Source organism: Bradyrhizobium sp. SZCCHNRI1009, from assembly GCF_032487575.1.
GTDB lineage: Bacteria > Pseudomonadota > Alphaproteobacteria > Rhizobiales > Xanthobacteraceae > Bradyrhizobium.
Window position 1 is genome coordinate 221,028 of sequence record NZ_JAUEUL010000009.1, and the last position, 19,742, is coordinate 240,769.

A 19,742-nucleotide genomic window follows, 5' to 3' on the forward strand; every position below is an offset into this window, starting at 1 on the left:
GGTCCGGCGAAAGAATTGAGCGGCAGTCGGTGGTTTCGGGAAGGTGTCCGATCTTCATCACAATGGCAACACACCGCACCTGAACGCATGAAACGGCCCAGCCGGCGGCGTTTCGACCAGCTCTTCCACGCTCGGTGGCTCGACATCCGCAGTCCAACGCAATCGGACTGCGCAGGGCTTAGGCCGACAGCCGCTCGGCGTTGGCCGCGACATAGCCCCGATAGAGATCGACGACTGCCGCCGGGCTCGCGCCGGCCATCAGCTTCGCCGTCGCCTCCAGGGCTGCGGCGATCTTTTCGCTGACCATCAGCTCAGCCTCCTCGCCCGCATCGGCTTCGCCGCGCGCGAACTTCTCCAGCCGGAGCCGGATGACCTCGCCGGCTTCCATGGCCAGCATCGCAGCCGTGAACCAGGGGAACTCCGCATCGGCGGTTGCCGTCATGGACGGCCGCATCTGCAAGGACATTGGCGTTTTGCTCATCGTCATCGTCCGAGAACATCAGCGGACCTGCGAGGAATACGCTTCAACTTTTAATGATGCGGACGCACAATCATCGCCGATTTCGAGTCGGCTCGAACGAGCCGTTAACCACGGGACGCATCTCTCCGACTCCGTCATTGCGAGGAGCCCCTCGAGTCTCGCCTGCGGCGAGCCCGAGGGCAGGCTCCGCGACGACGCAATCCAGGGGCACGCACAGCCTGGATTGCTTCGCTTCGCTCGCAACGACGCGGAGAGAGATCTCGTCCGAGCGCGGAGACGATCTTCTTGGGCTTCCTCTTCGTGCTCGCGGTTGGCCTCGTGGCCGGCACCTTGTCCGGTATCGTCGGCACCGGCTCGTCGATCATGCTGATGCCGGTGCTGACCTATGAATACGGGCCGAAGGAGGCCGTGCCGATCATGGCGGTCGCCGCCGTGATGGCGAACCTGTCGCGCATCCTGGCGTGGTGGCGCGAGGTCGACTGGCGCGCCTGCGCGGCCTATTCGGTCACCGGGATTCCGGCCGCCGCACTCGGCGCGCGCACCTTGCTGATCCTGCCGTCGCACGCCGTCGACATCACCATCGGGCTGTTCCTGATGGCGATGGTGCCGGTGCGGCACTGGCTGGCGCGGCACGATCTCAAGGCCAACCTCTGGCATCTCGCGACCGGCGGTGCGGTGATCGGATATCTGACCGGCATCGTGGTCTCGACCGGGCCGCTGAGCGTGCCGCTGTTCCTGTTCTACGGGCTGTCGAAAGGCGCCTTCCTCGCCACGGAGGCCGCGAGTTCGCTTGGGCTCTACGTGTCCAAATCCATCACCTTCCAGCGCTTCGGCGCGCTCACGCCGGACATCCTGCTGAAAGGTTTGATCGCCGGCGGCTCGCTGATGGCCGGCGCCTTCGTCGCCAAGCGCTTCGTGCTGCACATGAAGCCGGACGTGTTCCGCGTGGTGATGGATGGCATCATGCTGGCCGCCGGCCTAAGTATGTTATGGAACGCCACCCACTCCTGACCGCACCGATTCTCACCTCATGGCCAAGACCACGCTCTCCTTCGTCTGCCAGAACTGCGGCGCGGCCTATTCGCGCTGGCAGGGCAAATGCGAGGCCTGCGGCGAGTGGAACACGCTGGCGGAGGAAGACACGACGGGGGCAACCTCGGCGCCGGTGTCGCTGCGCTCCAAGCGCAAGGGCCGCACCTTCCAGCTGGAATCGCTGACCGGCAAGACCATCGACGCGCCGCGGCTGTCGTCGGGCATGACCGAGCTCGACCGCGTCACCGGCGGCGGCTTCGTGCGCGGCTCGGTGCTGCTGGTCGGCGGCGATCCCGGCATCGGCAAATCGACGCTTCTGACCCAGGCGACCTCGATGCTGGCGCGCGCGGGCCATCGCGCGGTCTACATTTCCGGCGAGGAAGCTGTCGCCCAGGTGCGGCTGCGCGCCGAGCGCCTCGGGCTTGCGGATGCGCCGGTACAACTGGCGGCTGAGACCTCGGTCGAGGACATCATTGCGACCCTGTCCGAGGGCGGCGTGCCGCGGCTGATCGTGATCGATTCGATCCAGACCATGTGGACCGACACCGTGGAATCGGCCCCGGGCACGGTGACCCAGGTGCGCGCCTCGGCGCAGAAGCTGATCAGGTTCGCCAAGAAATCGGGCGCGGCCATCATCCTGGTCGGCCACGTCACCAAGGACGGCCAGATCGCCGGCCCCCGGGTCGTCGAGCACATGGTCGATGCGGTCCTGTCGTTCGAGGGCGAGGGCTCGCAGCAGTTCCGCATCCTGCGTTCGGTCAAGAATCGCTTCGGCCCGACGGACGAGATCGGCGTGTTCGAAATGACCGGATTGGGTCTGCGCGAGGTCACCAACCCGTCCGAGCTGTTCCTGTCGGAGCGCGATCTCGGCAGCCCCGGCACGGCGGTCTTTGCCGGCATCGAGGGCACCCGCCCCGTGCTGGTCGAAATCCAGGCCCTGGTGGCGCCGACCTCGCTCGGCACGCCGCGCCGCGCCGTGGTCGGCTGGGATCCGAGCCGGCTGTCGATGGTGTTGGCCGTGCTGGAGGCGCATTGCGGCGTCAAGCTGTCGGGCCACGACGTCTATCTCAACGTCGCCGGCGGCCTGCGCATCAACGAGCCGGCGGCGGATCTCGCCGCGGCCGCAGCTCTGGTCTCGTCACTGGTCAACGCGCCGCTGCCGCCCGATGCGGTCTATTTCGGCGAGATTTCGCTGTCGGGCGCGGTCCGACCGGTGGCGCAGACCTCGGCACGGCTGAAGGAGGCCGCCAAGCTCGGCTTTTTGCGCGTGGTGCTGCCGGAGCGCGCCCGCGGCGAGGCCGGCGGCGACGCCGGGCTCAGCCTCAATACCGTCGGCGGGTTGACCAGCCTGGTGGCCGACATCGCCGCGCGCGGCACGCCTCGTGCCCGCCATGAGACGACCCGGCAGGGCGACGATGACGGCGACCACGGCCGCCGCGGACCGCGCCCTGCCGAAAAAAATGCCACACCAGCGAGATTCCGCCGCCAGGACGGCTAGCCGGACCGTGACGTTCGCGTGACTCGCCGCTATACAACGCCGCAACCGGTCGCCCACACGGGATCGTGCAGCGTCCGGACTTGCCGGGGAACCTCGCTGTCCTCCACCTGGAGGGGCGGTCCTCCGTCGATTCGAAGCGAACCTTGGACCTGTGAAGCGGACCTGAGCAGCCGATGCCGATAACGATCCTCGATCTCATCCTGCTCGGCGTGATGCTGGTGTCGGGGCTGCTCGCGATGGTCCGCGGCTTCATGCGCGAGGTGCTGTCGATCGCGGCCTGGGGCGCGGCCGCCCTGGTCACGCTTTATTCATTCTCCAAGCTGCTGCCGACCGCGAAGACCTATTTCAACAACGATACCGTCGCCAGCGTCGTCGTCGTCGCCGGTACTTTCGTGGGCACCCTGCTCATCGTCTCGGTGATCACGGTCAAGATCTCCGACATGATCCTCGATTCGCGCATCGGCGCGCTGGATCGCACCCTCGGATTCCTGTTCGGACTGGGCCGCGGCCTGCTGATCGTCGTGGTCGCGTTCCTGTTCTTCAGCTGGCTGGTGCCGGACAAGCAGCGCCCGGACTGGGTCACCGGCGCCAAATCCCGCGTCGTCCTGCAGGGAACCGGGGATTGGCTGATGTCGCTCTTGCCTGATGATCCCGAGAACACCATTTTAAAGAAATTCAAGAAGAACAAGCCGGACGACGACCAGACTGACACCGAGTCGCCCGGAGCGGGCGGCGATGGGTACAGCAAGCCTGCCCGCGACAGCTTGAAGAAGCTGATCGAGAAACCCGCGGCCAAGTGAGCTCAGCCCAGAAGAGAGGCGCGATGGACCTGCACCACGATTCTTCCGGCGAAGCCCAAGCGGATACTCACGCGGATCTGGACTTCGGACCTCAAGCCTACCTCAGAGACCCAGACCTGGACGGAGACACGCTGCGCGAGGAGTGCGGCGTGTTCGGCATTTATGGGCATAGCGATGCCGCCGCGATCACTGCGCTGGGCCTGCATGCGCTCCAGCATCGCGGCCAGGAAGCCGCCGGCATCGTCTCCTATGACGGCGCGCGCTTCCACAGCGAGCGCCGCCTGGGCCTGGTCGGCGACACCTTCTCCCGCCGCGAGGTGATCGAGCGCCTGCCCGGCAACGCCGCGGTCGGCCATGTCCGCTATGCCACCACCGGCGCCACGATCCTGCGCAACGTGCAGCCGCTGTTCGCCGAGCTCAATGCCGGCGGCTTCGCGGTCGGCCACAACGGCAACCTCACCAACGGGCTCACGCTCCGCCGCGAGCTGGTGCGCGCCGGCGCCATCATGCAGTCGACCAGCGACACCGAGGTGATCCTGCATCTGGTGGCGCATTCCCGCCGCACCAATTTCATCGACCGCTTCATCGAGGCGCTGCGCGCGCTCGAAGGCGCCTACTCGCTGGTCTGCATGACCAACAAGAAGCTGATCGGCGCCCGCGATCCCCTGGGCATCCGTCCGTTGGTCTATGGCGAGCTCGAAGGCTGCCCGATCCTGGCCTCGGAGACCTGTGCGCTCGACATGATCGGCGCGCGCTACATCCGCGACATCGAGCCCGGCGAGGTCGTGATCTTCGACGAGACCGGCGCACACAGCCACAAGCCGTTCCCGCCGAAGCCGGCACGTCCCTGCGTGTTCGAATACATCTACTTCGCCCGTCCCGATTCCGTCGTCGGCGGCCGCTCGGTCTACGAGGTGCGCAAGGCGTTCGGCGCGCAGCTCGCGCGCGAAAGCCATCCCGAGGTCGACGTCGTCGTGCCGGTGCCGGATTCCGGCGTGCCGGCGGCGATCGGCTACAGCCAGCATTCCGGCGTGCCGTTCGAGCTCGGCATCATCCGCAATCACTATGTCGGCCGCACCTTCATCCAGCCGACCCAGGCGATCCGCGAATCCGGCGTGCGCATGAAGCACTCGGCCAACCGCGCCGCGATCGAAGGCAAACGCATCATCCTGATCGACGACTCGCTCGTGCGCGGCACCACCTCGCGCAAGATCGTGCGCATGATGCGCGACGCCGGCGCCACCGAGGTGCATTTCCGCCTGGCCTCGCCGCCGATCCTCTACCCCGACTATTACGGCATCGACCTGCCGGATCGCGGCGGCCTGCTCGCGGCGACGCATTCGCTCGAGGAGATGCGCCAGCTGATCGGCGCGGACTCGCTCGCCTTCCTGTCGATCGACGGCATGTATCGCGCGATGGGTGAGCCCGCCCGCGACCCGGCAGCGCCGAAATATGCCGACCACTGCTTCACCGGCAGCTATCCGACCCATCTCACCGACCAGTCACTCGTCGAGCCGCCCCAGCAGCAGCTCTCGCTGCTGGCGGAAGCGAGCTGAGGCTCTTTCCACACGCCGTCGTTCCGGGGCGATGCGCGGTTGCCCGTCGTCTCTGCGAATGCCAGGACCATAGCCACCAGCGATCGTTGGGCGGCTAGGACTAGCCACGACGGTCCAACTCCCTCATAACCGCCGAGGAGTACGGGTCCCGGCTCCGGGCGCGCAATCGTGCGCCTGGCCCGGACGACGTCTGAGAGAATAGCGGCCATGACCACCCTTCCCCTCGCCAACCGGATTGCCCTCGTCACCGGCGCCTCGCGCGGCATCGGCCATGCGACCGCCCGCGCGCTGGCGCGCGCCGGCGCGCATGTTGTCGCCGTCGCCCGCACCCAGGGCGGGCTGGAGGAGCTCGACGACGAGATCCGGAAAGAGACCGGCAACGGCGCCACCCTGGTGCCGCTCAGCATGACCGACAGCGACGGCATCGCCCGTCTTGGCGCCGCGCTGCATGAGCGCCATGGCAAGCTCGACATCCTCGTCGGCAATGCCGCCGTGCCCGGCCCGTCCTCGCCGCTCGGCCATATCGACCTGAAGCCGTGGAACGACGTCGTCGCCGTCAACCTCTCAGCCAACTTCCAGCTGATCCGCTGCATGGAGCCGCTGCTGAAGGCCTCCGACGCCGGCCGCGCCGTGTTCCTCACCTCAGGCGCCGCCCACAAGGCCCAGGCCTATCTCGGCCCCTACGCCGTCACCAAGGCCGCGCTGGAGACGCTGGCGCGGGTGTGGGCGCACGAGACCGAGCGCACGCCGCTGCGCGTCAACCTGTTCAGCCCGGGCCCGATCCGCACCCGCATGCGCGCCACGGTCTTCCCCGGTGAAGACCCGATGACGCTCGAGACGCCCGAGCAGGTCGCCGACTTCATCGTGCCGATGTGCCTGCCGTCCTGGACCGAGACCGGCAAACTGTACGAGTACAAGACCCGCACGCTGAAGAGCTTTCAGCCGCCGGCGTGAGATCGTTGCTCCCCTCACCGTACGGCGAACGCCGGACCGATAGCCACCGGCGGTCGTGGTGGGCGACGATGACGACGCAGACCGTCTTTCCCAACACGCATCACGCGGTATCCGTCCCGGCGTTCGCCGGGACGACAGCGGCGGACGTGGTCGGCACCACGCCTCTCACGCACGACGCGTCAACCCGTTCGTGCCCCGACCACTTGTGAGCCGATCTGCGTCGGCAGCTATTTCGGAGCAGGACTCGCCGCCGCAGGCTTTGCGGCAGCGGGCTTCGCGGGGACGGGCTTCGCCGCGGCAGGCACCTGACGATCGCGCACCGCCGTCAGCTCCTTGCGCAGCTTTTCCTGCTGCTCCACCGACAGCACCGGGCGCTGCTCGTCATGCGGCACGTCGTTCACCGGGAGATAGTTGTACGTGTTGCCGTACTGCGCCGTGTCGGACGATGGCGTCGTGCCCGAGGTCGCGCAGCCGCCGAGCAGCACGGACGTCAACAGCGCCGCGCTCCCGAGCACTGAACGCCAGGGCATGGGCCGCGTCAATCGCGAGCAGGTCCGGCGGAAGCTCATCGCGCGGCCGCTGCCATGGTGCGCGTGGTCCCCTGCGCCGTGATGCCATGCTCGTTGGATTGCAGCCCGGGCAGGCTCTTCACCCAGGGATAGCCCCGACGGCCCATCTCGAAGCCGCGATCGAACAGCGCGGTCATGTAGGTGCGATCGAACGGGCCGTCGGCCTTGGCCTGGAAATCGGCTGGCACGCTGGCCAAGTTGAAGTCGATGCCGTTGAACCTCGCCACCGAGTAGATGCGGTAGATGTCGCCGATGCCCTGGTTCTTGATCAGGGTCGACAGCGAGCGCTGCGTCACCGAGAGCACGTCGGCGCCGACGCTGTCCCATTGCGGATCGATGCGGGCGTTGCGGATGACGTAGAGATGCGCGCCGCTCACGCTCCGGCGCGGGCCGCGGCCGGAGACGAGACGCAGCACCGACGGGCCGATGAAGACCTGCCGGGTGACGCCGCCATCGACATGCAGCTCGTCGTAATCCTTGTCGCCGATCCGCACCTTGATGCGAACCGGGGCGAAAGCGCCCGGCACGGTCGCGGACGCCAGCAGCACCTGGCGGAACAGCGCGATCGCCTCGGGCGTGTCGGCGGCAGCGATGCGGCCCATGTCCCACAGCACCGGCCGCTGCGCGTCGAGATTGGTGGTGCCGACCAGCAGCACCCTGCCCTTGCTGCTCTCGCGCGCGACATCGCGCAGGAACTCGCGATCGACATATTTCTCGATCAGCCGCGACAACGGCGTGTTGTCGGCCAGCGCCGAGCCCTGCAGCAGGCCGGGAATGTTGACCGTGAAGATGTCCTTGCGCTCATAGGCGGTGAAGATCTCGCGCAGCTTGTCATCGTGCTCGCGCCCCAGGAAGACGAACGGCGCGATCAGCGCGCCGGAGCTGACGCCCGTCACCATGTCGAACGACGGCCGGTTGCCGGACTCGCCCCAGCCGGCCAGCAGCCCGGCGCCGAATGCACCGTTCTCGGCGCCACCGGAGATCGCGAGGAAATTCAGCGGACGCGAGATCGGGATTTCGGCCGAGGCGCGCGACATCGCGGCCTCGGCAAAGCGCGGCGCCGGCTCGTCACCCCAGTAGCGCACGTTGCGGAAGCCGACCGGGTCGGCGCTGACGGCAGCCGCTTCCGGCAGCGCGTTGCGCGGCATGACGGCTGCGCACGCCGCCAGCAGCAGCGACGCGGCGCATGCGAGCAGGATACGCGGAACCATCGCGCGGAAGGAGGCGGCAGACTTCATCGCGACGCTTGCTGCTCCACGCTTGCGATCTCCGGCGCCGGCGGCGGCACGCCGGGCTTGACCTCGTCGGCCCCCTTGTCGGTCCAGCCCGGCGGCAGGCCCAGACCGGCACCGACGAAGCCCTTCAGGCCGGGGAAGCGTCCGTACTGCTCACATGCGGCATATTTGGGAGCGCCGCCAAGCTTGGCGGGCACGCTCGACACCGAAGGCAGCGAGGCCAGCGACGGGACGCCGGAGAACGGCGACTCGCCGGTCGATACCAGCCTGGCGAAATCGGCGCCGAACTCCGAAGCGAGGTCGTAGGCGTCGCCGTCATTGGCCATGCGGGCGGTCGACACCGAGGAGGCGCCGCGCGCCCACACCATCGCGGCCTTCTGGAAGCCGGCGAAATCGCGCGCCTCGGCCTCGACGGACAGCGTGCCGAGCCCGACCGGCAACCGTGGCACCGGCACCGGGACGCCCGGCAGCGCGACGCTCTTGGCGATCGACGCCGCCTGCGAGGCGGCCGAGGCGGTCGCGTTGGTCGCCGTGGCGTGAGTGACGGTCGCCTTGATCGTCAGATCCGCCTCCTCGCCGAGCGCAACGATGCGGAAGCGCTCGCTGAGCCGCAGGCACATTTCCCGGCTGATGGCGTTGGCGACCAGCTTGCGCTCGTTCTCGTCGAAGGCGATGTCGGGACGCGGCGGAAACGCGGTCGGCTCGATCCGGATCGTCCTGGCCTCGAGCAGCTCCTTCTTGTTCGCCTTGATCTGCGCGCGCGTCACCAAGCCATTGGCGTCGGCGAGACGATCGTAATTCTTGAGCGAGCCGGCCCGCTCCAGCGGAGCGGTGGCGCAGCCGGCCGTTGCCAGCGCCAGGGAAATCAGGGCCGTCGACTTCAGCGGGGCGAGGCGCATCTTACCGGCGAGACCCATTGATAGATAGCTCACTCTAATTAAGTCTCACAAGCCGAAACGCTTGTCCAACTAAACTAGATCAAATTCTCTAGATTAGAGCGGCGCGAAATATTATTTTATATTACAAGCAGTTGGCGGAGACCGCGAATGTGGCGAGAGTTGGCCCGACAGGACGTGTGATGAGAGACGCGTGATGAGAAAGGTCGATCCGGTCAAGCACGAGCAGAAGCGCCGGGAGATTCTCCAGGCGGCGTTGTCGTGCTTCGTCCGGAACGGTTTTCACGGCGCCAGCACCACCGACATCTGCGCCGCCGCCAAGATCAGCCCAGGCCACCTCTACCACTACTTCCCCAGCAAGGAGGCGATGATCCAGGCGCTGGTCGACCAGAACCTGAGCCACGCCGCAGCGCGCCTCCAGGCGATCCTGGCCTCACCCGACGTGATCGACGCCCTGGTGCAGGAGCTCGAGAGCACCAGCATTCATCAGCCGCAGGCCCAGGTCCTCAGCGCCGAGGCGTTGGCCGAGGCCTGCCGCAATGCCGATTTTGCCGCCATCGTCCACGCCCATGCGCGCGCGATGCGGGCGCTGCTGGTCGATTTTCTCATCAAGGCGCAGCGGCGCGGCGACGTCGATCCCCGCCTTGATCCCGAATCGACCGCCAATATTCTGTTCGCGATCGTCGACGGCGCACGCGCGCTGCCGATCCGGAATCCGAACGTCGACATCAAGAAGAGCACCGCACATCTGCGCATCATGCTGACGCGCTTCCTGCGGCCGCCCGCAGCCCCCTCGCCGGTCGGCGACAAGACCAGAAAGGCCCGCGGCTCGACGCCCATCGTCGAGCCCTCATGAGCTACCGCGCCGTGCTCAGCCGAGCATGACCTGATCGTGGAAGGCGTCGGTCACGGGCCTCATGATGAGCAACGGTATTCTTGCAGGGCCTGTACGCCCAGCGTTAACGCTCAAGCGAAACGCACAAACCTTGGGCGCGCCTCGCGCCTTTTGGCACATTGCCGCAACTCACAAGACCGGCTATCCAGGGAGACAGACGGCAAGGGGCGCCCAAGAAGCCCCGCCGTGACACGACACCAGGGAGGACTTTGATGACGACGTCTCAGGCGCGGCGGATGGCCGCGCTGCTTGCCGCCACCACGCTCAGCTTTGCCGGCTCCGCCTTCGCCGACGACAAGGTCGTCAAGATCGGCGTGCTCAACGACATGTCCAGCCTCTATGCCGACATCGGCGGACCGAACTCGGTCGCAGCCGTCAACATGGCGGTCGAAGATTCCGGCATGAAGGCCAAGGGCTGGACCATCGAGGTCATCAGCGGCGACCACCAGAACAAGCCCGACATCGGCGTCAATATCGGCCGGCAGTGGATCGACACCCAGAAGGTCGACGTGATCATGGACACGCCGAATTCCGGCGTTGCTCTGGCCATCTCCAATCTGGTCAAGGAGAAGAACTCGGTCCTGATCAATTCCGGCGGCGCGAGCGCCGACCTCACCGGCAAGGCCTGCAACGCCAACACCATCTCCTACACCTACGACACCTACATGCTGGCGAACGGCACCGGCAAGGCGCTGACCAAGGCCGGCGGCGACAGCTGGTTCTTCCTCACCGCCGACTACGCGTTCGGCCATGCGCTGGAGCGCGACACCTCGGCGGTCGTCACCGCCAATGGCGGCAAGGTGCTCGGCTCCGTCAAGCACCCGCTCAACACCGCCGACTTCTCCTCCTTCCTGCTGCAGGCGCAGTCGTCCAAGGCCAAGGTCATCGGCCTTGCCAATGCCGGCGGCGACACCACCAACGCGATCAAGCAGGCCGCCGAATTCGGCATCGTCCAGGGTGGCCAGAAGCTCGCCGCGCTGCTGCTGTTCGTCAACGACGTGCATGCGCTGGGCCTGAAGGTGGCGCAGGGCCTGACCTTCACCGAGTCGTTCTACTGGGATCTCAACGACAAGACCCGCGAATGGTCCAAGCGTTTCCAGAAGGTGTCGCCAAAGGGCACTATGCCGTCGATGACGGTCGCCGGCGTCTATGCCGGCACGCTGCATTACCTCAAGGCGCTGGACGCGATGGGCGGCAATCCGCATGACGGCGCCAAGGTCGTGGCCAAGATGAAGGAGATCCCGACCGACGATCCGCTGTTCGGCAAGGGCCCGCTGCGCGCCGACGGACGCCGCCTGATCCCGGCCTATCTGTTCGAGGTCAAGAAGCCGGAAGAGTCCAAATATCCGTGGGACTACTACAAGCTGATCGCGACGATCCCGGCCGAGGACGCCGCCAAGCCGCTCGAGGCCAGCGAGTGCCCGCTGGTGAAGAAGTAATCGTCCCGCATCGGTCCGGGCTGGCGCGCCAGCATCAGTCCGGACTCACGCCCATTTCCGATGCGCCGTCGCGCGCATCGGGATGATGTCAGGAGGCGGCCTTCGCTTTCGCGAGCGTCCGCAGCGCGATCACGATCGCGACGATCATCAGCCCCGAGGCCAGCAGGAACGGCGCGCCGGGCAGATGCACGGGCGCGGTGGCCCCGATGAAATAGGCGAAGCTCAGCGTGAACAGGAACGGCCCCGTGAGCTGGGCCACGCTCTGCACGCTCGATGTCGCGCCCTGGAGCTGGCCCTGCTTGTCCGGCGCCACCAGCCGGGTCATCAGCGCCTGCAGCGCCGCGCCCGAGACGCCCCACAGCGCCATCACGGGAATGCCCAGCCAGCTCAGCGGTCCGGTCGGCGCCACGCCGAAAATGAAGAAGCCGACCAGCCCCGCGGATAGCCCCAGCATCAGCGCGCCGCGCTCGCCGAACACGCGCACGATCAGCCCGACCGCGCCGCCCTGCACGATCATCGCGCAGACGCCGACCATCGCCAATGTGAGGCCGACGGTGCGCGTGTCCCAGCCGTAGCGATAGGTCGCGTACAGTACGAAGGTCGACGGCAGCACGACATGGGCGAGCTGGGTGATGAAGTTCACGGTCGACAGTCCGGCCAGGATGCGGTCCGATGCCAGCAGCCGCAGCGCCCCGAGCGGATTGGCCGTTCGCCACCGGAATGGACTGCGCCGCTCCGGCCTCAGCGACTCCGGCAGCACCAGGAAGCCGTAGAGCGCGTTGGCGAAGCTGAGCCCCGCGGCCGCCCAGAACGGCAGCCGCGGATCGATGTCGCCCAACAGCCCGCCGGTGGCAGGCCCGAGCACGAAGCCCGCGCCGAACGCCGCGCCGATGCGGCCGAAGATCGCGGCGCGGCGGTCCGGCGGCGTCAGGTCGGCGATATAGGCGAAGGCAGTGGAGATGCTGGCCGAGGTGACGCCGGAGATCAGCCGCCCGACGAACAGCCAGGCGAGCGACGGCGCCAGCGCCATCAGCACATAGTCGGCGGCGAGGCCAAAGTTCGACAGCAGGATCACCGGCCGCCGGCCGAAGCGGTCGGACAGGCTGCCGAGCACCGGCGAAAACACGAACTGCATCAGCGCCCACGCGGTGCCAAACAGCCCGAAGATGCGTGCCGCCTGCGCGGTGTCGTTGCCGACGAAGCTCTCGATCAGCTTCGGCAGGATCGGCATGATCAGCCCGAGCGCGAGCATGTCGAGCAGGATGGTGACGAAGATGAAGGCGACCGCGCCGCGACGTGGGGGCGGCGCATTTTCGGTCGCGACGCTCGGCGGGCTTGCTTCCATGGCCGGACCGCTTCCGCTACCGCGACCGATCAGTTCGGCCGCTTGCGCTTGTGCGCGAACGGGTTGGCCTTCTCGCGCAGGGTGATGCGCACCGGCGTGCCCGGCAGCTCGAAGGTCTCGCGCATCGAGTTGGTGAGATAGCGCAAGTAGGATTGCGGGATCGCGTCGGCGCGCGAGCAGAACAGCACGAAGCTCGGCGGCCGCGCCTTGGTCTGGGTGATGTAGTTCAGCTTGAGCCGGCGGCCCGACACCGCCGGCGGCGGATTGTCGGCGATCGCCCCCTCGAACCAGCGGTTCAGCGCCGCGGTCGGCACGCGCCGGTTCCAGACCGCGTAGGCCTCGACGATCGCCTGCATCAGCCGGTCGATGCCCTCGCCCATCAGGCCCGACACCGCCACGATCGGCGCGCCGGCGACCTGCGGCAGCCAATGGTCGGCGTCGCGGCGCAGCATCGAGATCTGGCCCGGCTTGGCCTCCATCAGGTCCCATTTGTTGACCGCGATGACGAGCGCGCGACCCTCGCGCTCGATCAGGTCGGCGATGCGCAGATCCTGCTCCTCGAAGCGGTTCTGCGCATCCATCATCAGCACGACCACCTCGGCGAAGCGCACCGCCCGCAGCGCGTCCGCCACCGACAGCTTCTCGAGCTTCTCCTCGATGCGCGAGCGCCGGCGCAGGCCTGCGGTGTCGAAGATACGGAAGCCGCGGCCCTTCCACTCGATTTCGACCGCGATCGAATCGCGCGTCGTGCCGGCCTCGGGGCTGGTCAGCAGCCGCTCCTCGCCGAGCAGATGGTTGATCAGCGTCGACTTGCCGGCATTGGGACGGCCGACGATGGCGACGCGGATCGGACGTGCGGCGCGCTCCTCGTCCGTCTCCTCACGCTCGTCGTCCTCGTCTTCCGTGGGCGGCACCAGCTTGCTGACGGCGTCATAGAGCTCGCCCATGCCTTCGCCGTGCTCGGCGGAGATCTGGATCGGATCGCCGAGGCCGAGCGCGTAGGATTCCATCGCGCCGAGTTCACCATGCTTGCCCTCGCTCTTGTTGGCGAGCAGCAGCACCGGCTTGTCGGCGCGGCGGGCGAAATCCGCGAAGGCGCGGTCGGCGGGCGTCAAGCCGATGCGGGCATCGATCACGAAGAACAGCGCGTCGGCGAGCGCGATCGCGGTTTCCGTCTGCTCCTGCATGCGCGCGGTCAGCGAGCCCTTCGGCCCCTCGTCGAGGCCGGCGGTGTCGATGATCGTGAAATGGAGATCGAAGAGCTTGGCCTCGCCCTCGCGGCGGTCGCGCGTGACGCCCGGCATGTCGTCGACGAGCGCCAGCTTCTGCCCGACCAGACGGTTGAACAGGGTCGACTTGCCGACATTGGGCCGGCCGATGATGGCGATGGTGAAGGGCATGATGATCCGTGCGCGTGAGCGCGCAGCTTTAGCGCATTCGGCCGCAAAACCGAACGGGCGATCGGCCGATTCGCGACTGAGATTAACGGCTGAAGGAGCCGCTCGGCATCGGCGCCGGGAAGCCGCCGCCGGAGCGCTGGGCGGCCGGCGGCTGCGCCGCGGCCGTGTCATCCGCCGGCGGTGCGGTGGTGCGGCGGCGCACGATCTTCTTCGGCTTCGGCGCCGGCGGAACGGCGGCGGCACCCTCCTCGACCGCGGCGGCCTCGCCATCCTGCGGATCGGCCGTGGTCGGGTTGCTCACGGCGGCCTGCTGGCGGCCCTTGGCGCCCTTTTTCCCCTTGGGCTCCTCGACCGGGGGTGCCGGCATCGCCTCCTGGGCGCCCGGATCAGCCACCGGCTGCTGCTGCGCGCCCTTGTAGAGCTCCTTCGGCACGCCCTGCTCGAGGCCGGGCACGCCCTCCGGGAACACCGGCTTGCGGTCACCCGGCAGCTTCTTCTTGGTGTCCAGGAAGTCGAGCATGTCCGAGGGGTCGAAGCTTCCCCCGCTCGCGCAGCCGCCCAGCACGCCGGAAAGCGCAACGAGGACCGTGAGGGCAATGACACGTTGGGGGCGGCGCATGATCGTCGTTCCAATCAACTCGGTTCGCCGTCGCGAGGTTCGCGATCAGCTCTTGGCGACTGCAGGCAACAGCGCCTGCAGCGCTTCGGCGCGCGAGCGCAGGCCCGGCGGGGTTTCACCATCCAGCGCAATCATGTCGAGCCATTGACGGGTCGCGGCGGCATCATTGGCCTTCCACGCCGACAGCGCCAGCAATTCGCGGGCCGCGTGGCGGAACGGCGCACCAGGCGCCGTTTCGCCTTCGAGGCGCTGCTTGAGGTCCGCGTAAGGTGCCGTATCGGCCAGCAGGCCTGCCGCGCGCAGCCGCGCCATCGACTGCTGCTCGGCCCCGATGCTGCGGTCGGCAGCAAGCTCGTCATAGAGCTTCACGGCCGCCGCCTTGTCGCGCATGGCGGCCTCTGCGGCCTGATGGAAGCGGGCCAGCGTGCGGTATCCCGATGGGGCCGTGGCCGCGACATCCGCAAAGGCCTTTTCCGCCTCGGCATGCTTGTTCTGCTCGGAGAGCTCGAGGGCCTTGTTGAAGGCCGAGCCCGCCTCGGCCGCCTTCTGGCCTTCCAGGTATTGGTAGCCGCGCCAGCCGCCAACGCCGGCGATGATCAGCACGGCCAGGGCGATGATCAAGATCGAGTAGCGGTCCCACAGCTTCTTGAGCTGTTCCCGGCGGACCTCCTCGTCTACTTCATCAATAAAATCAGACACCTAAGGACATCCAGTCAGGTTCGCTGCGAACGCGCGCGCATGGCTTCGAAGGGCCGCGCGAGCGGCCCGTTGCCCACGCGCCGGCGCCGATACCGCATCGGCATGGCGGTGGCAAGGCGAGTCCAGCCGAATCAAGGCGTTACTCCCCGGTTCTGCCACAGGGTCCGAACGCGGCTATCACGCCGTCAAGGCTTCGCGCAACTGCCGTTTCATCACCTTGCCGTTGGCGTTGCGCGGCAGGGGGTCCGCGGTCACGGTCAGGGTTTCCGGAACCTTGTAATCCGAGACCCGCTCGGCACACCAGCTGCGCAGCGCCTCGGCGCTGATCGGCTCGCGGGTCACGACCACCGCGTGCACGCGCTCGCCGAGCACGGGACATGGCCGGGCGACGATCGCGCTCTCGACCACCGCCGGATGGCTCGCCAGCACCGATTCGACCTCGGCCGAGTAGATCTTCAGACCGCCGCGGTTGATCATGTCCTTCTGCCGGTCGAACACCCGGACGAAATTGTCGGCGTCGACGGAGCCGAGATCGCCGGAATGCCAATAGCCGGCGGTGAAGCTCTCGGCCGTGGCCTTGGGATTGTTCCAGTAGCCCCTGATGACCTGGCCGCCGCCGATCCAGATCTCCCCGATCTCGCCGCGCGGCAGTTCCCGCCCCTCCCCGTCCATGACCAGGATGCTGGCCCCTGGACACGGCAGCCCGACGCTGTCGATATGGCGCGCGGTCAGATCCGAGGGCATCAACGTTGCCGGCGAGGTGGTCTCGGTCGAGCCATAGGCATTGACCAGCCGCAGACCCGGGATCTTGGCGGCCAGCCGCTCGATGGTCGCGACCGGCATCGGCGCGCCGCCGAAGCCGCCGATCCGCCACGACGAGAGATCGTGGCTGTCGAAGTCGCGCTGCAGCAGGCAGAGATTGTACATCGCCGGGACCATGACCGTGTAGGTCACGCGCTCGCGCGCGGCGAGCTTCAGATACTCGCCGGCCTTGAACTCCGGCATGATGATCAAGGTGCCGGCGCAGCGCGCCATGCTGGTGATGTTGGCGACGACGCCGGTGACATGGCCGAGCGGCACCGCGGCGATCGAGCGGTCGGCTGGCGTCAGCCCCAGGCAGGCCTCGTAGATCATCGAGGAGTGGATGATGTTGCAATGGGCGAGCATCGCGCCTTTCGGCCGACCGGTGGTTCCGGAGGTGTAGAGGATCATCGCGGTGTCCTCTTCCGCCACCTCGACCCGAGCCTCGTGCGCGGCATGATCGGCCAGCGCTGCAAAATCCGATCGCGCTGGACGATCATCGACGGCAATGCGCCCCGCCAGCTCCGGCGTCTCTGCAGCAGCCGGCAACCGGTCCGCCAGTGCCGCCTCGTGCAGCAGCAGCTTGGCGCCGCAATCCTTCAGCACATAGGCGATTTCCGGGGTCTGCTGCCGCGTCGACAGCAGCACCGTGATCAGCCCGAGCTTGGCGGCAGCGAACAGCGTGAGCACGAACTCGATGCGGTTGCCGAGCAGCAGCGCCAGCCGATCGCCCTGGCGCAGGCCCCTCGCCTGCAGCCCGCCGGCGATCCGCGCGGCGGCCTCGGCGACCTCGCGCCATGACAGCCGCACGGCCCCGCAGACCAGCGCCTCGCCGTCGCCGTTGCGCGCCGCGGCCTCCTCGACCATGGCCCAGATGTTCGCCGGCCGCTCCGTGAACAGCGGCACCACGCGATCGCCAAAACGGGCTTCGCGCCGCATCGGCGGCGTCACATAGGTCGACCAGTCCATGGCATTTCCCCGAGCTTGGCTTTTTTGTCGTTGTTTGCCGCGATGCGGACCAGCCAAGCATAACCATCGGGCGATGCGCTTGGCTATCTCCGGCAGCGCCGGAGATAGCGCAGTGCCGCCGCGCGCATCACGGCTGCAACGCGACGACCAAGCGAGAGGCGCCCGTCAGGTCTTGGACTTCATGCCGTAGACATGTTCCGCCGCCGGAAACACACGGCTACGCACGTCGGCCGCGTAGCGCTCGACCGCCTCGTCGATCGCCGGACCGAGATTGCCGTAGCGGCGGACGAATTTCGGCGCGCGTGGCGACAGGCCGAGCATGTCCTCCAGCACCAGCACCTGGCCGTCGCAGGCGGCGCTGGCGCCGATGCCGATGGTGGGGATCGCGATCTGCTGGTTGATCTTGCGCGCCAGCGGCTCGGCCACGGCCTCGATCACAACCGAGAACGCGCCAGCCTGCGCGATCGCCGCAGCGTCGCTCTCGATCGCGGCCCAATCCGCCTCGTCGCGGCCCTGCGCGCGGAACGAGCCGAGCGTGTTGATCGATTGCGGCGTCAGGCCGACATGGCCCATCACCGGAATGCCGCGCTCGCTGAGGAAGGCCACCGTCTCGGCCATCCGCACCCCGCCCTCGAGCTTGACCGCGCCGCATTGCGTCTCCTTCAGGATCCGCACCGCCGCATGAAACGCCTGCTCCTTCGACGCCTCGTAGCAGCCGAACGGCATGTCGACCACCACCAGCGCCTGGCGCGAACCACGCATCACGGCGCGGCCCTGCAGGATCATCATCTCCAGGGTCACCGGCACGGTGGTCTCGAAACCGTGCATCACGTTCCCAAGGGAATCGCCGACCAGGATCACATCGCAATGGCGATCGACCAGCGCCGCGGTATGGGCGTGGTAGGACGTCAGCATCACGATCGGCTCGCCGCCCTTGCGGGCGCGGATCTCGGGAGCCGTCTTTCGGCGGACCGTCGACTGCACCGACATCGCTACCCCCCAATGACCGGAATGCCGAGCACGACGGGATGGAACGCGAAGGCCAGCGCCAGATAGACGACGATGCCGACCACCACCGCGATCACGTCGTTGCCGACGCCGCCGACCGGGATCGGTGGGCCGCCGGCGTCAGCGCGCCGCTTCAGCGAAATGCGGTCGAACACCGCCCAGGCCAGGATCGAGCCGAACAGGATGATGCCGCCGAGGTCGCCATTGGCGAGCAGATGCCCGAACGCCCACAGCTTCACGCCCGCCAGCATGGGGTGCTTCAGCACGGTGTAGATGCGGCCGCGGATGTAGGCGGCGACCACCATGATGACGGCCGGCAGCATCAGCGCGAGATTGATGTGCTTGAGCGCCTTCGGCGGCGTCCAGACCTGGATCCAGCCGCCGCTGCGGTAATCGGCAAAGCCCCACACGATCAGGACGAGGCCGGCAAGGGCCACGACCGTGTAGACCAGCTTGTACGTGCCCTCGCCCAGCCGCGCGATGACCTGCGCGCGCGCCTCGCGCCGGGTCGTGAACACATGGGCGCCGAGAAACAGCACCAGCCCCACCACCATCACCAGAAGTCCCACGGCATCCCCCTTCGCTTGCACGCGACCTGTGCGTGGGCACCGGTATCATTTCCGGGGGCGGCCTCGCAACGTGGCCTGCATTTTCGAGGTGAGGCGCCAAGCGCCTCAGCCGTCATTCCGGGGCGGCTCGAAGAGCCGAACCCGGAATCTCGAGATTGGCTTGCGTTCTTGCAGGCAATCGCGAAATTCCGGGTTCGACGCTAACGCGTCGCCCCGGAATGACGATGGGCGCGAGACACGGGGCGGTCGAGAGGTCGTGCCCAGCGGGCGAAGCCATCACCGCTCCGACGTGTTCTTCAGATCACGATTCTCGACATAGCGGATCGCGATCGGCCGGCCGGCGAGCGCGCCGCCCAGCCCTTTTGTGAACTTCAGCGGCAGGCAGCCGTCGAGCGAGGCATTGATCGTCTTCAGATAGGTCGCACGCGTGTCGGCCGGGGCGCCTGATGTTGCGAAGGTCACGCGCGGCGGCGCGATCATCTCGCCGGTCCGCTTGAAGCTGAAGCGCACCGTCATCTGCATCCCGGCGCGGGCGTTGTCCTCCGGCGGCGGCGTCCAGCATGCACGCAGCGCTGCGAACAGATCGCCGATCGTGTCGAGATCGTGATCCGGCTTCTGATATTTGGCTTCCTGATCCTTGGCGGGCCGGCTCTCGATGGTCAGTTGCAGGTTCTGGCCATAGGGATAGTTCATCTCGGGAATGCACGGCCACGGCCCGTAGACGCTGCAGAACGACGGCGTGCATGGTCCCTCGTCGAGCACGCTGCACGGTGTGTGCGCGAACGGCACCGGATTGATCTGCTGGCGGCGCGCGTCGGCGGTGGCCGGAGCGGCCACCATCAACAGGACGAGCACGACGACACGGAGCATGGGACTCTCGGGCTGGAATGGACTCCAAGCTGGATCCGATCGCAGAATTCGCAAGCTCAATCCCGTTCACGTCTGCGCGTTCCCGCGTCGCGAACGGCCCTCGACCG

At 67.5% G+C, this 19,742-nt stretch carries 19 protein-coding genes; 7 read left to right on the top strand and 12 right to left on the bottom strand.

The genetic code is table 11. From position 1 onward, the window contains the following. Window positions 1–178: 178 nt before the first annotated feature. Entirely contained in the window at window positions 179–481 is a 303-nt protein-coding gene (locus tag QX010_RS18220) for a hypothetical protein (RefSeq protein ID WP_316180957.1), read from the bottom strand. A 285-nt stretch (window positions 482–766) separates the two neighbouring features. Here QX010_RS18220 and QX010_RS18225 point away from each other — a divergent pair, with 285 nt between their 5' ends. From QX010_RS18225 to QX010_RS18245, 5 genes are all read left to right on the top strand, one after another. Continuing rightward, on the top strand, window positions 767–1,492 hold the full coding sequence (locus QX010_RS18225; RefSeq protein WP_316180958.1) for a sulfite exporter TauE/SafE family protein: 726 nt from the start codon (window positions 767–769) through the stop codon (window positions 1,490–1,492). Window positions 1,493–1,511: 19 nt separating this feature from the next. Then, entirely contained in the window at window positions 1,512–3,011 is a 1,500-nt protein-coding gene (gene radA, locus QX010_RS18230; protein ID WP_316180959.1) for a DNA repair protein RadA, read from the top strand. A gap of 173 nt (window positions 3,012–3,184) precedes the next feature. Beyond that, entirely contained in the window at window positions 3,185–3,811 is a 627-nt protein-coding gene (locus tag QX010_RS18235) for a CvpA family protein (protein WP_315712460.1), read from the top strand. Between the two features lie 23 nt (window positions 3,812–3,834). Further along, on the top strand, window positions 3,835–5,367 hold the full coding sequence (gene purF, locus QX010_RS18240) for an amidophosphoribosyltransferase (protein WP_316180960.1): 1,533 nt from the start codon (window positions 3,835–3,837) through the stop codon (window positions 5,365–5,367). A 207-nt stretch (window positions 5,368–5,574) separates the two neighbouring features. Beyond that, a complete protein-coding gene (locus tag QX010_RS18245) occupies window positions 5,575–6,321 on the top strand; it encodes an SDR family NAD(P)-dependent oxidoreductase (RefSeq protein WP_316180961.1) in 747 nt (248 codons plus the stop codon). A 227-nt stretch (window positions 6,322–6,548) separates the two neighbouring features. Here the strand turns inward: QX010_RS18245 and QX010_RS18250 are convergent, their stop codons facing one another. The 3 genes from QX010_RS18250 to QX010_RS18260 are packed head-to-tail and all read right to left on the bottom strand — an operon-like array spanning window position 6,549 to window position 9,057. Continuing rightward, window positions 6,549–6,851: a hypothetical protein gene (locus QX010_RS18250; RefSeq protein WP_316180963.1), complete on the bottom strand. Its 303-nt coding sequence runs from the start codon at window positions 6,849–6,851 to the stop codon at window positions 6,549–6,551. Between the two features lie 35 nt (window positions 6,852–6,886). After that, window positions 6,887–8,128, bottom strand: coding sequence for a patatin-like phospholipase family protein (locus QX010_RS18255; RefSeq protein WP_316180964.1), 1,242 nt, complete (start codon window positions 8,126–8,128; stop codon window positions 6,887–6,889). Further along, window positions 8,125–9,057, bottom strand: a complete 933-nt coding sequence (locus QX010_RS18260; protein WP_315800330.1) for a DUF3313 family protein — start codon at window positions 9,055–9,057, stop codon at window positions 8,125–8,127. The genes QX010_RS18255 and QX010_RS18260 overlap by 4 nt, the downstream gene beginning before the upstream one ends. Window positions 9,058–9,217: 160 nt before the next feature. On the opposite strand from QX010_RS18260, the gene QX010_RS18265 reads away from it, so the two are divergent. Together QX010_RS18265 and QX010_RS18270 are read left to right on the top strand one after the other, a co-directional pair. Continuing rightward, complete coding sequence (locus QX010_RS18265; RefSeq protein WP_316180966.1) at window positions 9,218–9,877, top strand: TetR/AcrR family transcriptional regulator; 660 nt, start codon at window positions 9,218–9,220, stop codon at window positions 9,875–9,877. A gap of 251 nt (window positions 9,878–10,128) precedes the next feature. Beyond that, the gene (locus QX010_RS18270; RefSeq protein ID WP_315800332.1) at window positions 10,129–11,355 is read left to right on the top strand and encodes an ABC transporter substrate-binding protein; all 1,227 of its coding nucleotides are present in this window, start codon (window positions 10,129–10,131) and stop codon (window positions 11,353–11,355) included. Window positions 11,356–11,443: 88 nt separating this feature from the next. Here QX010_RS18270 and QX010_RS18275 read toward each other — a convergent pair whose 3' ends face one another. The 8 genes from QX010_RS18275 to QX010_RS18310 all read right to left on the bottom strand — a co-directional run bounded on the left by QX010_RS18275 (window position 11,444) and on the right by QX010_RS18310 (window position 19,635). Beyond that, complete coding sequence (locus tag QX010_RS18275) at window positions 11,444–12,700, bottom strand: TCR/Tet family MFS transporter (protein WP_316180968.1); 1,257 nt, start codon at window positions 12,698–12,700, stop codon at window positions 11,444–11,446. 29 nt (window positions 12,701–12,729) lie between these two features. Next, entirely contained in the window at window positions 12,730–14,100 is a 1,371-nt protein-coding gene (gene der, locus QX010_RS18280; protein WP_316180969.1) for a ribosome biogenesis GTPase Der, read from the bottom strand. A gap of 82 nt (window positions 14,101–14,182) precedes the next feature. Continuing rightward, window positions 14,183–14,719, bottom strand: coding sequence for a hypothetical protein (locus tag QX010_RS18285; RefSeq protein WP_316180971.1), 537 nt, complete (start codon window positions 14,717–14,719; stop codon window positions 14,183–14,185). Window positions 14,720–14,764: 45 nt separating this feature from the next. After that, complete coding sequence (locus QX010_RS18290; RefSeq protein ID WP_316180972.1) at window positions 14,765–15,418, bottom strand: tetratricopeptide repeat protein; 654 nt, start codon at window positions 15,416–15,418, stop codon at window positions 14,765–14,767. A gap of 177 nt (window positions 15,419–15,595) precedes the next feature. Then, window positions 15,596–17,188, bottom strand: a complete 1,593-nt coding sequence (locus QX010_RS18295) for a class I adenylate-forming enzyme family protein (protein WP_316180974.1) — start codon at window positions 17,186–17,188, stop codon at window positions 15,596–15,598. A gap of 165 nt (window positions 17,189–17,353) precedes the next feature. Continuing rightward, window positions 17,354–18,178, bottom strand: a complete 825-nt coding sequence (gene panB / locus QX010_RS18300; RefSeq protein WP_316180976.1) for a 3-methyl-2-oxobutanoate hydroxymethyltransferase — start codon at window positions 18,176–18,178, stop codon at window positions 17,354–17,356. Window positions 18,179–18,180: 2 nt separating this feature from the next. Then, window positions 18,181–18,765 carry an NnrU family protein gene (locus tag QX010_RS18305; protein ID WP_315800339.1) on the bottom strand — a complete coding sequence of 195 codons (585 nt, stop codon included), beginning with the start codon at window positions 18,763–18,765 and terminating at the stop codon, window positions 18,181–18,183. 276 nt (window positions 18,766–19,041) lie between these two features. Beyond that, the gene (locus QX010_RS18310) at window positions 19,042–19,635 is read right to left on the bottom strand and encodes a hypothetical protein (protein ID WP_315800340.1); all 594 of its coding nucleotides are present in this window, start codon (window positions 19,633–19,635) and stop codon (window positions 19,042–19,044) included. Between the last annotated feature and the right edge of the window lie 107 nt (window positions 19,636–19,742).